Source organism: Psychrobacter sp. WY6, assembly GCF_018448495.1.
Taxonomy (GTDB): Bacteria; Pseudomonadota; Gammaproteobacteria; order Pseudomonadales; family Moraxellaceae; genus Psychrobacter.
The window spans coordinates 870,439-883,532 of the sequence record NZ_CP049902.1 but is presented as its reverse complement, the minus strand read 5'-3'; the positions used below and the strand labels follow the sequence as shown (position 1 = coordinate 883,532).

The 13,094-nt window shown below is 41.3% G+C and carries 5 protein-coding genes and 4 pseudogenes; all 9 read right to left on the bottom strand.

The window, feature by feature from the left end; translation table 11 throughout:
• Nucleotides 1-47: 47 nt before the first annotated feature.
• The 9 genes and pseudogenes from G7Y90_RS04390 to G7Y90_RS04345 all read right to left on the bottom strand — a co-directional run bounded on the left by G7Y90_RS04390 (nt 48) and on the right by G7Y90_RS04345 (nt 13,050).
• Entirely contained in the window at nt 48-1,487 is a 1,440-nt protein-coding gene (locus G7Y90_RS04390; RefSeq protein WP_250163495.1) for a hypothetical protein, read from the bottom strand.
• On the bottom strand, nt 1,469-1,708 hold the full coding sequence (locus G7Y90_RS04385; RefSeq protein ID WP_250163494.1) for a galactosyltransferase-related protein: 240 nt from the start codon (nt 1,706-1,708) through the stop codon (nt 1,469-1,471). Before G7Y90_RS04385 ends, G7Y90_RS04390 begins: the two co-directional genes overlap by 19 nt.
• 454 nt (nt 1,709-2,162) lie before the next feature.
• Nucleotides 2,163-2,825 (bottom strand): sulfotransferase family protein, encoded by a 663-nt coding sequence (locus tag G7Y90_RS04380; RefSeq protein ID WP_284143860.1) that lies wholly within the window; start codon nt 2,823-2,825, stop codon nt 2,163-2,165.
• 495 nt (nt 2,826-3,320) lie between these two features.
• Nucleotides 3,321-4,571 carry a sulfate adenylyltransferase gene (sat, locus tag G7Y90_RS04375; RefSeq protein ID WP_250163493.1) on the bottom strand — a complete coding sequence of 417 codons (1,251 nt, stop codon included), beginning with the start codon at nt 4,569-4,571 and terminating at the stop codon, nt 3,321-3,323.
• 189 nt (nt 4,572-4,760) lie between these two features.
• Nucleotides 4,761-5,636 (bottom strand): succinate--CoA ligase subunit alpha, encoded by an 876-nt coding sequence (gene sucD / locus G7Y90_RS04370; protein ID WP_250163492.1) that lies wholly within the window; start codon nt 5,634-5,636, stop codon nt 4,761-4,763.
• 149 nt (nt 5,637-5,785) lie between these two features.
• A pseudogene (gene sucC, locus G7Y90_RS17705) lies at nt 5,786-6,954 on the bottom strand (ADP-forming succinate--CoA ligase subunit beta).
• Between the two features lie 154 nt (nt 6,955-7,108).
• A pseudogene (gene lpdA, locus G7Y90_RS04355) lies at nt 7,109-8,557 on the bottom strand (dihydrolipoyl dehydrogenase).
• A 221-nt stretch (nt 8,558-8,778) separates the two neighbouring features.
• A pseudogene (gene odhB, locus G7Y90_RS04350) lies at nt 8,779-10,019 on the bottom strand (2-oxoglutarate dehydrogenase complex dihydrolipoyllysine-residue succinyltransferase).
• A gap of 152 nt (nt 10,020-10,171) precedes the next feature.
• Nucleotides 10,172-13,050 (bottom strand): annotated as a pseudogene (locus G7Y90_RS04345) (2-oxoglutarate dehydrogenase E1 component).
• Nucleotides 13,051-13,094: the final 44 nt, after the last annotated feature.

The following is a 13,094-nucleotide window of genomic DNA, read 5'->3' as shown; positions in this document are numbered from 1 at the left end:
TAGCACGCTGGTATCGCTGTATTCTTTTGATTTAGGATTCACCATAGTCATTTGTAAAGCTTACCTAATACATTTAATAATGGAAATTTAGATTCTTCAAAAAATCTCTTTGGACTTTTTTTAAACTTTTTATATCGCCTATATATTCTATCTTTATCAACAACTAGGCTACCTTTGAGTAGTTTTTTATCATCAGAATAAGCACTAGAAGTATTATAAAGAACTTTATTCTCTAAGTCAGTATTGTGCTTACCCCAACTATATTTTCTATTGAAGTCCGAAGCTTTCAAGACACTAAAATATTGTGCCCCTACCTTTCTATTCACTGTAGCTTGTTCTGACCAAGTATACTGCTTATCAATATATTGATTTATCAAGATACCATAATATCTAAGTTGAAACTCAAAAGACTCCAAAGCGTAGACCGCATCATATTTTTTTCTATGAGTGTCATATAGACTATACTCACTAGAGAATTCAATGATACAAGTATACAATTCATAATCTAACACTATAGGTTCACTCATAAACTGATCGAGCATATCAAGTGTCGCTAAATGTATATGATTGAATATCCCTAAAAAGTTATTTAAAACCACTGTAGGCTTATTACTTATGAGAGATTTCAACAAAAGAGAGGTGTTTAGATGAATAACCATTTCAGCCTGAGAGATATGTTTCTGAAGATCATCCATATCATCTACAAAAACCAAATTATCATTTAGGTTTTTATGATTGCCTTGCTCAAACCAGAAGAACTTATACTTATCAAAATGAAGGAAAACAAGAGAAAACAGAAGAGCCCGTTGCTCTAATAAAAACTGACTACTCTCATCTATAGGGTTAAAAATAATCAAGCACTGTGATTTATTAGTCTCTTTCACGGTACTCTGCGAATGATGTGACAAATTAGCTTGGTTTTCTACTACTAAGTATTTTATAGGATCTTGGTCTATTTTTTCTGATTTTCTTGATTTCCTATTAGGAAGGGTTCTATTAACCAACCAGTTAACATGACGGCTTAGCCCCCAAAAAAAAGGCTCAATCACTTTAATATCTCTAGTAGTGAAAAACTGATATTCGTATTTACTTAACACAACACCTGAAAGAAGCACCTTGATATCGGAGTGATCTATATCAGAATATTCACTGGTAGTATCTATATAATCAACAACATTAAAACTGACTAATAATTGCCTATTGTACACAATAGGCGATTTTTGAAAAACTAGAGCTTTATCTGCATCCATTTCTTTTTTAATAGGCAACTGATGACCTTTCTTTTGATATACTGATAGTGCTCTTTGAAATAAATTTCTATTATTAATGACGTATTTCTTCTGACGAAAACTATTATTTGTCTCATGCCAGTTATGATAAAAATAAAATCCATTTATTCTTGTGATGTCAGCATAAGTTCTCAGTATACCTTTTAATCCATAATAACTATTAATATGCTCATACCCTTCTAAATCAAAGTAGGACATATTTTGCTTGGTGGCAAAAAATCATAATTAGTGATTAATCTGTTTGCAAATTCCCAATCCTCATACCCCCATCCTTTAAACCTTTCATCTTGACCACCTAATTCGAGATAGAAGCTTTTTCTCAATGCTACCGTGGATGAACTAGCAGCATAAGTTTGAATATTGTCTGTAGTAAAACTACTAATATCAAATCCCTCTCTCATACTTTGTACATTTTTCAAATATATCGTGGGAAATACCATGAAGGAATTTTCATACGGAAATGGTTAAATAAATTAATAGTTTCTCTAAACTATTAATGGAAATTTGCAAGTCTATATCCATTAATAGAACCCCTCTCAGACTGAGCAGCAAGATAACTCCAATTTCTATATTTAGACAACTAAATCTAGGATCGTTTTCTTCTATGATAAGCTTATCTATCCATAGAAAATTTTATAATTTCTTCCACTTCTAACTGTTAGTACTAATAGAATCTTAACTTCCAACACGGAATTTAAAATACTTCTACAATAATCTTTAAAATTATATAGACTGGATCTTCTTTCATTAGTGCATAATAAGGAACAACTATGCTGAGTATTGGAAGCATTGTTAATATATCCATCATTATTGTTGAGTATTTATGTCTTTTCAAAATCAATTTGAGACTACAGAGTTTTCCAACTATTTTTCTTATATTATATAACTTAAAATCTTTGATAAATTTAGCATAAAACAATTGGCTGTCTCTTCAGTAAAGGCAGTTACTATTCCAGTTCCTGGATTTTCTTTAAGACCAATCGTATCAATTAATATGTCAGACGCTTGTATTTCTTCTAGAACATATTCAAAATCGTCAACAAAACTTTCGTACCTACCTATAAAACTGTAATCAATAATTGGATGCCATAGCGCAACGTGTTGAGGCATCCAATGACGGTCCATTTCAAAAAACTCTTGATGACAAATATATTTGACAAAAATATCGAATGTTACAAAATCATTATTGATACTTAAGCCCTTTTCTTGAGCCCAATTTAACATCCTATAGTGCATCCTAGCATACTCATTAGTTTGAAAAGGAAATAATATTTTATCGTTATATGCAGAAATAGCCCTAGAATATGGATTTCGCACAAAACAAAATTTAAAAAAATCGTCTGATTTCAGAATTTTATATAAATCTACATCAAGGAAGTCATTTGCTCCTTTAAATTTGTTGCACTGTTTTCTATGTACAGATGTAGAGTCAATAACAGCAAAATCATCATTTTGACTGATTTTAAACAAAGTTTTTTTTATTTTTGTACAAGCAACTTTAGAAACCTCTGTATAGATAATTTTTTTCTGCTCAATAATACTTAAACTATCATTATAAAAATGTGGATAACAATTACTTTTTTTTATTTTTTTATTTTAAATTTTACTTGGAGATGTTGTACTATATTTTCAAGCCAGTTCATATATTACTCCAATATAGTAAATCCTAAGTAAAAAATACAGTGATGTCAGCATGCTACTGGTATAAATCTTCCTTGCTTGCTGTGCCTGCGCAGACAGAGGCTACGCAAAATGCACCCAGTATCGCTGTATTTGTTTTATAGTGGATCGACTATATTTATATAATTAATTCAGCTTAAAAAAAGTATAAGGTAAACAATTACAAGTACATATGGCATTTCAATCAAGGTTAACGCTCTCAAATTTGATAATGGAACGACTATAGAAAAATAATATGCATGATTACCATTACTTTAGACTTAAAAGAGAACATCAACTAACAGCTGATGTCCTCTTGTTTCCTACCAACCTTTAAAAACTCTACTGGCTTGGCTTTTTAATTAAAACAATCTACTTAGCAGAAGCACCTTTCAGCTCAACTTTAGCACGGTCTTCTTTTGCAATCGTCGCATAATAATCACGCAGGATCTGTAACACCTCTGGACGGCTGAAGTTTTCAGGGACATCTTGATCTTCAGACAATGCCTTACGTAGCTTGGTACCTGATACTTTGACATGCTGATCTGTATCGTGCGGGCAAGTTTTGGTCGATGCCATTGACTGACAGGCGTTACACCAAAACGTCCAGTCAATTTTAATTGGTTTGGTTTTTAGCGCGTTTTCTGGAATTTGGTCAAAGATGTCTTGAGCATCAAACGCACCATAATAATCACCCACGCCTGCATGGTCACGACCAACGATCAACTCAGAACAACCATAGTTCTGTCTAAATAAGGCGTGTAATAACGCTTCACGAGGGCCTGCATAACGCATGTCTAGCGGATAACCCGACTGAATAACGGTGTCTTTTCTGAAGTAGTTATCAATCAAAGTACCAATCGCTTCTTGACGTACTTCTGCGGGGATATCACCTGGTTTTAGTGCGCCTAGTAGTGAGTGAATCATCACACCATCACAGATTTCTACCGCAATTTTTGCCAAGTATTCGTGCGAACGGTGCATTGGGTTACGGGTTTGGAAGGCGGCAACTTTTTTCCAGCCTTTTTTTGCAAACGCTTCACGGGTTTGGGTCGGTGTCATATAGACGCCCGCATATTCTGTTGGGAACTCACCTTGGCTAAACACTTCAACACGGCCAGCCAAATTCACAGCGGCTTGCTCCATGACCTTCTTAACGCCTGGATGCTCTGTATCTGTGGTTCCAAACACGGTTTTACATTCATGCTCTTTATCAATGGTGTATTTTTCTTCAAGCGTTAAGATTCCCATGATTTCGCCATCTTCTGCCTTAAGAGCGATGTCATCACCGACTGAAAAGCCTTCTGCTTGTTCGGCACTCGCTGATAGGGTGATGGGAATCGGCCAAAAAAGACCAGCATTTTCGCCTGATTTTAATGCCATATCATCACAAACGCCCTGCCAGTCAGACTTATTCATAAAGCCATCTAAAGGCGTGAAACCACCAATACCAAACATGATTAAATCGCCACGCTCACGTGAACTCATCGTCACACTTGGCAAGGTCTCTGCTTTTTTTAGCGCATTTTTTAACATATCCCCTTCAAGTAACAGGATATTGAGCGCTGGGCTACCGTGTGGGGTGACTAAGTTATTAAGCGCTTGTTCGATACTGTCTGACATAAATCTTTCCTTTTTAAGATAAGTATTATCTCTACATATGATTCATTATAACCAATAGAGGCAGGTGATTTGGTATAAAATAAATGAGTAGTTCGTTTGTATATAGATATAAAAAACACCCCATTGTAGAGATGTCTTTTTAATAATTCAACACAGTTTTGGTATTTATACCATAAACTTATGCCTATCTTACCAACCAGTAACTTCTTTTAGCTTTTCGCCAAGCTTAGATGGGTCACGCGTATACGCAATGCCAGCATCTTCAAACGCTTTGAATTTCTCTTCAGCAGTACCTTGACCACCAGAGATGATAGCGCCAGCATGCCCCATACGCTTGCCTTCTGGAGCGGTAACACCAGCGATATAACCAACAACTGGCTTGGTTACATGGTCTTTGATATAAGCAGCAGCTTCTTCTTCAGCAGTACCACCAATCTCACCGATTAGGATAATCGCTTCAGTTTGTGGATCTTCTTGGAACAGTTTCAATGCGTCGATCTGATTCATACCAGGGATAGGATCACCACCGATACCGATACAGGTTGACTGACCAAACCCAAGCTTAGTGGTCTGAGCTACAGCTTCATAAGTCAAGGTACCAGAGCGTGAGATGATGCCCACTTTGCCTGGCTGGTGAATATGGCCTGGCATGATACCGATTTTGCACTGACCTGGCGTGATAACGCCTGGGCAGTTAGGACCAACTAAACGCACATCGCCAGCTTCTTCAAGATAGCGTTTGGCTTTTAGCATATCGATAGTTGGTACGCCTTCAGTGATCACTACGATCAATTTAACGCCAGCATCGATTGCTTCAACGATAGAATCTAGTACGAATGGTGCAGGTACGTAGATAACAGAAGCATCCGCTTGAGTCGCTTCCATGGCTTCTGCCATTGTATTAAATACTGGTAGGCCTAGGTGCGTTTGACCGCCTTTACCTGGCGTTACGCCGCCGACTACTTTAGTACCGTATTCGATCGCTTGCTCAGAGTGGAACGTACCATTTTTACCAGTGAAACCTTGTACCAATACTTTGGTATCTTTATCGATTAATACACTCATTATTTATTCCTTGTATTCGGTTGTCTTGTAATAGCGACTCTCAACACCATTTTTATTCAATATTAATGGTCAATTTTTATATAAAAGCCACTATCACGCGTTGACTACTATGCTTTGGTATTTATTGCTAAATACCAATCATTAAAGACTTAAGCTTTAACAGCATCGACAATTTTTTGAGCAGCATCTGATAAGCCTTGGGCAGAAATCAATTTCAGACCAGACTCTTCTAGGATTTGCGCGCCTTTTTCAGCGTTGTTACCCTCTAGACGGACAACAACAGGTACTTTTACGTCAACTTCTTTGATAGCAGCGATAATCGCTTCTGCAATCATGTCACAACGTACAATACCACCGAAGATGTTGATTAGAACACCTTCAACGCTGCTGTCTTCAAGAATGATCTTGAATGCTTCAACAACGCGATCTTTAGTTGCGCCGCCGCCAACGTCCAAGAAGTTAGCAGGCTTGCCGCCATACAATTTGATGATGTCCATCGTTGCCATTGCAAGACCAGCACCGTTAACCATACAACCGATGTTACCTTCTAGGGCAAACATAGTTTAGGTCAAACTCAGCAGCTTTAAGCTCACGCTCGTTTTCTTGCGTTTTGTCTTGTAGTGCTGCAATTTTAGGCAAACGATACAGTGCGTTTGAATCGATGCCGATTTTGCCGTCAACACAAACGATTTCGCCATTTTCACGAACGGCTAATGGTTAATTTCCATTAGCGCAAAGTCGTTTTCAACAAATGCTTTATAAGCACCAGTCATCAATTTAACGAACTGGTTGATTTGCTTGCCTTCTAAACCCAGTTTGAACGCCACATCGCGCGCTTGGAAAGGCATTAAACCAACTAAAGGATCAACATGTACTTTAAAAAGATTTTTTCTGGTGTGTTGTGTGCAACTTCTTCAATATCAACACCGCCTTCAGTTGATGCCATGAACGTTACGCGACGCGTAGAACGGTCAACAACTGCACCAAGATATAGCTCAGTTTGTACTGGATACATATCTTCTGCAACCAATACAAAGTTAACTGGTTGGCCATCAGCGTCAGTTTGGAAAGTAACCAAGTTGGTACCGATTAGCTCTTCAGCAACTTGCTTGGCTTCTTCACGAGTCTTAACCAGCTTCACACCGCCCGCTTTACCGCGACCACCAGCATGTACTTGCGCTTTGATAACCGCAATGTCAGTTGGTGTTTTATCAAAAGCAGCAGCAGCTTCGTCGCCGTTATAGGCAATGATGCCTTCTTGAATCGGCAAACCGTAGCTTTTTAATAGCTCTTTTGCTTGATACTCATGTAAATTCATTGATTGTATCCTTTATTTTTTACAATTAATAAAAAGTGAAAACAAGTTCGTATATACATGTTTTACATATATATGGCGCACTTATGATCGTGATGAGAGCCATAACGACCCCACCGCGATCAGGTTATAAGTCGGTACTTATCAAACTAACTACTTATTTTTTACGCTTTTTACGCTGAATGGCGTGAATAGCACGACCATCGGCAGACAGAGCAGCTTCATGCACGGCTTCTGAAATAGTTGGATGGGCAAAAGTCATCAATTGTAGATCTTCGATGCTAGAGACAAACTCCATCGCGATCATACCTTGATGGACGATATCACCAGCGCCAGCAGAGATAGCATGCATACCTAATAAGCGATCTGTTTTAGCATCAGCCACGACTTTGATAGAGCCTTCCGCTTCGCTTTGAGCCAATGCACGGCCATTTGCTGCTAGATTAAATGAACCTGTTTTGACCTCAAAACCAGCTGCTTCAGCTTCTTGCTCAGTCAAGCCAACCCATGCAATTTCTGGATGGGTATAGATGACGTTAATGATCGTGTCATAATTAACTTGAGCTTTTTCGCCATGAATGCGCTCAACCGCCATCATGCCTTCTTCCATCGCTTTATGCGCAAGCATTGGACCGCGAACCAAATCGCCAATGGCATAAACACCATCAAGATTGGTTTTACATTGATCATTCACATCAATAAGACCACGTTCAGTCAACTGAATACCGCTGTCATCACCAAGTAATTTTTCAGAGTAAGCACGGCGACCGACACAAACGATGAGTTTATCAAAGCTTTCTTCAGATGACTCGCCTTTGCTTTCGCTAGTAACGACAACTTGATCACCTTGTACTTCAGCATTGGTTACTTTGGTATCAACACGGATATCAAGACCTTGCTTCTTCAGTATTTTGCCCGCTTCTTTAGCGATGTCTTTATCAGCGGCAGCTAAGAAACTTGGCAATGCTTCATAAACAACTACCGCTACCTAGACACGCCATACTGAACCAAGCTCAAGACCGATAACACCCGCACCAATAACGCCTAAACGTTTAGGTACAGCATGAAATCAAGGGCGCCAGTAGAGTCAACGATGCGATCGCCATCAGTTTTAGCAACTGGGATATCGATCGGCACAGAACCTGCCGCAAGAATCACGTTTTTAGCAGTGATGGTCGTTTCTGCTTTCTGCAAGGGCAGTAAATTTAACTTTTTTATCAGCGCCCTTGCCGTCTTCTAACGTACCCCAGCCTTGCAGCCAGTCAACGCCATTGCCTTTCAATAGTGCAGCAACGCCGCCCGTCAATTGCTTAACAATGCCTTCTTTGCGTGCAATCATTTGCTCAATATCAATAGCAACGTCACCAGTGCTAATACCATGTTCAGCAAGGTCATGCTTCGTCGCTTCGTAACGATGCGAGCTATCAAGTAATGCTTTTGATGGAATGCAACCAACGTTCAAGCAAGTGCCGCCAAGTGCTGGCTCACCTTTATAAACGCGTTTTTCGATACAAGCAACGCTCATACCTAACTGACCTGCACGGATAGCGGCTTCATAACCACCAGGACCGCCGCCGATGACGACTAAATCATAATTGTCTTTCATAGTACGTTCCTATTTCTAATTATCGTTCTAATTGTAGATATCGTTTAAACTGAGGATTGTCTCGTTAATAAATATGCCATGTTTTGGTTCAATTTTTTTCGCTTTACGGTAAATACACCACATCAGCGAAACATTCTTATTTATTAATAAACAACGAGCACCACTGTTTAGACTAAAGTTAAAAAGCTTGTATCAGCGGTTGCCAATACAAGCTTAAAAGCTTACAGGTCTAGTAGCAACATGGCTGGATCTTCAACCAATTCTTTGATGGTTACTAAGAACTGTACCGCTTCTTTACCATCAATCATACGATGGTCATAAGACAATGCAAGATACATCATCGGTAGAATTTCAACTTTACCATCAACAGCCATTGGGCGGTCGTTGATCGCATGCATACCTAGGATAGCTGTTTGTGGTGGGTTCAAAATAGGTGTTGACATCAATGAGCCAAATACACCGCCATTTGAAATAGTGAAAGTACCACCAGTCATGTCATCTAGACCAAGTTTACCTTTTTGAGCCAAGCCACCAAGCTCACGGATACGGCTTTCAACATCAGCCATGCTCATGCGATCGGTATCACGTAGTACTGGAACAACCAAACCACGATCAGATGATACAGCAACACCGATATCGTAGAAACCATGATAAACAATGTCATCACCGTCTAGTGAAGCGTTTACTGCTGGGAAGCGTTTAAGTGCTTCGGTTGCCGCTTTCACGAACAATGACATGAAGCCTAAACGTACGCCATGACGCTTCTCAAACTGGTCTTTATACTTAGCACGCATGTCCATCAACGGCTTCATATTAACTTCGTTGAACGTCGTTAGCATCGCCGTTTCTTGTGAAGCTGCTAGCAAACGATTTGCGACTGTCTTACGAAGACGTGTCATTGGCACGCGTTTCTCAGTACGCTCACCCATTGATTCAGCCACTGGACGGCCGCTGTCAGACTTGATGCTGCTATCCGCTTTCAATGTTGGGTTAGCCATATCCGTTTTGGTGACACGACCACCGCGACCACTACCTTCCACTTCTTTAGGATCTACGCCAGACTCTTTAGCTGCTTTACGAACTGCTGGGCTTTGATCTTTATGATCCGCTTCGTCTTTTTATCTGTTGCTTGTACAGGCTCGCCACCATCTGCTGCTTGCTTCGCTTGTACTGGCGCTGCTGGCTGATCTGGATCTACCGCAGGAGCACTATCTGCACTGGCGCTTGCACCAGCTTCGAATTGACCGATGACCTCGTCAGACAACACGGTATCATCAACCTGCTTAACAATTTTGGTCACAACGCCGTTATCAGGCGCCACAACTTCTAATACGACTTTATCAGTTTCGATTTCAGCCAATAGGTCATCACGATTCACTTGCTGACCTTCAGTGACATGCCACTCAACGATAGTACCGTCGGCAACTGATTCTGGAAAAACGGGGGCTTTGATATCAGCCATCGATATACTCCTTAGATTGGGATATTCATATTTGTTATTAAGTCGTGATAGGCAGTCAGTGCCATCTTGGATAGCCATCTTAAATAAGATTATCTAGATTTTTTACAACATACTGACTGTTATCGCCTGATTCATTTATCTTCAATAATCTGTTACTTAGCCAACTCATCGACACTGATACCAAGACCACCAGCGATTAACGCTTGCTGCTGCTGAGCATGCAGTTTTGGTGAACCTGTTGCAGGTGCTGCACTCGCAGGACGTGCCACTGGCTCCATGACTTTCGCCTTGGTTGGGTGTGGTACGACGATACGGAACATATGCGGTGCTAAATAATACCAAGCGCCTTGGTTAAGCGGCTCTTCTTGCGTCCATACAATCTCAGCCAAGTTGCTGTATTTTTCAATCTCAGCCATCAAACGCTGCTCTGGTAATGGGTAGAGCTGTTCGATACGAACAATAGCAACATGATCTAGACCTAAGGCACGGCGCTGCTCAAGCAAATCATAATAAACCTTACCACCACAAAGCACCATACGAGTGACTTTGTCTGCGTTTTGATTGTCCATCTCTGGTAATACGGTTTCAAACTTACCATTCGCCAGCTCTTCAAGATTAGAAGTTGCCAACTTATGACGTAGTAAGCTCTTCGGTGACATGACAATCAATGGCTTGCGAATTGGGCGAACCGCTTGACGACGTAGCGCATGATAGATCTGTGCAGGTGTCGTTGGCGTAATCACTTGCATGTTGTCTTCAGCACATAGCTGCAAGAAACGCTCAAGACGTGCAGATGAATGCTCAGGACCTTGACCTTCAAAACCATGCGGTAACAACATAGTTAGACCACAAACGCGCTGCCACTTGGTTTCACCACTTGAGATAAACTGGTCAATCACCACCTGTGCGCCGTTGACGAAGTCACCAAACTGCGCTTCCCAAACGATCAAGGCATTTGGTACTGTCGTTGCATAACCATATTCGAATGCAAGTACCGCTTCTTCTGATAACAATGAGTTATAAGTGGCAAAACATGCTTGGTTTTCGCTGATATGTGATAAAGGCACATACATGCTGCCGTCATTGACGTTGTAGATCTCAGTATGACGATGCGAGAAAGTACCACGGCCGACATCTTCACCAGTGATACGAACCAAGACATTGTCATGATCGACCAATGACGCATAGGCCAAGGTTTCAGCGGCGCCCCAGTTCAATGGCTCTTCGCCTGTTTGCATGGCTAGACGCTGATCGACCACTTTTTGTACTTGGCGCTGTAGCTTGTAGCCTTCTGGCATTTGCGCCATACGGCGGCCATACTCTTTTAATTTTTCGATATCGACGCTGGTATCCCATTCATCGACCAAATCATGACCTAGATAGGGCTTCCAATCGACAAATAACGCTTCGTTTGGCTTGCTGACCAATGAGCTGGCGACATAATCACCACGGTCTAGCGACTCACGGTAGTCATCTTCGTACTGTTTTGCTTCTTCTGCGCTAAGGACGCCATCGGCGATGAGTTTTTGTGCGTAGATAGTACGCGTCGTAGGCAATTTTTTGATAACTGCATACATCAAAGGCTGCGTCGCTGATGGCTCGTCGGCTTCGTTGTGACCGTTACGGCGATAGCAGAACAAATCAATGATGATGTCTTTGCCAAACTCATGACGGTAGTCTAGTGCCAATTGCGCAGCAAACACCACAGACTCAGGGTCATCGCCGTTGACGTGTAAGATAGGTGCATGCACCATCTTGGCCACATCAGTACAGTACTCGGTTGAGCGTGCGTCTGCTTGACGGCTGGTCGTAAAGCCGACTTGGTTGTTGATCACGATATGAACCGTACCACCCGTGGTATAACCACGCGTCTGTGACATCTGGAAGGTTTCTTGAACCACACCCTGACCGGCAAAAGCAGCATCACCATGGACGACGATTGGCAGCACTGAGTTACCGCCTTTGTCCATAAACGGCAGATCGTTACGGCGAACTTGACGTGCACGTACCGAGCCTTGTAAGACGGGCGCTACGATTTCAAGGTGCGATGGGTTAAAGGCTAGAGCCAAATGCGCCTCACCGCCTGGTGTCATGACGTTAGAAGAAAAACCGTTATGATACTTAACGTCGCCTGAGCCTTTTTCTGGCTGTACCTTACCATCGAATTCATCAAACAAATCGGCAGGGTTTTTACCTAAGATATTGACCAATAGGTTTAGACGGCCACGGTGCGCCATACCAATGACCATCTCTTTGGTGCCATAGCCGCCAGCACGTTGGATGATTTCATTGATGGCTGGGATAAAGCTCTCGCCGCCTTCTAGGCCGAAACGTTTGACGCCGGTATATTTACGTGCTAAGTATTTTTCTAGACCTTCAGCTGCTGTTAAGCGCTCAAGAATAGATAAGCGTTTTTCTTATCAAACTTGATGTAACCTAAGTTGGATTCTAGATACTTTTCCATCCAGCGTTTTTCGGTACTGGTGGTAACGTGCATGTATTCAGCACCAATGTGACGGCAGTAAACACGCTCCATGATTTCGATGATCTCACGGAGTGTCGCTTCATCTTTACCGATGTTTAAATCATTGGTCGGAAATACCGTATCGAGATCGGACTCTGATAGGTTGTGATACTCTAGCGTCAGATCTTCCACTTCTGCACGCGGATGCAGGTCTAATGGATCTAGCTTGGCGCGGCGATGACCACGGCGGCGGTAAGCTGAGATCAGCTGCTGCACACCCATTTGTTTAGGATCCGCACAGTCGGCACTGCCAGCAGACGCGCTACTGGTGTCGGTGTTGACTTTATTGGCGGTTTGATTGCGAGCCAGCAATAAAAACTGATCCTTAATAGCGTTGTGCTGTGCATCGTTTGGCGATTTATATTGTTCAAAATACGTTTGCCAATCGGTATCGACGCTATCAGGGTCGTTTAGGTATTGCTCATAAAGAGCTTCTATATAGCTGGCGTTGTCAGCAGCCAGTTCTGTATGTCCTAGGCTTGCGGCTTCTTTAGTTATACTATTCATAATAATCGTCTATTTGATAGATAAATGAATGGAATCGTGCTTAT

Excerpts from the sequence above, each read along its gene's own strand:
- sat (WP_250163493.1), bottom strand. The coding sequence starts at position 4,571 with ATGTCAGACAGTATCGAACAAGCGCTTAATAACTTAGTCACCCCACAC.
- sucD (WP_250163492.1), bottom strand. The coding sequence starts at position 5,636 with ATGAGTGTATTAATCGATAAAGATACCAAAGTATTGGTACAAGGTTTC.
- G7Y90_RS04390 (WP_250163495.1), bottom strand. The coding sequence starts at position 1,487 with ATGTCCTACTTTGATTTAGAAGGGTATGAGCATATTAATAGTTATTAT.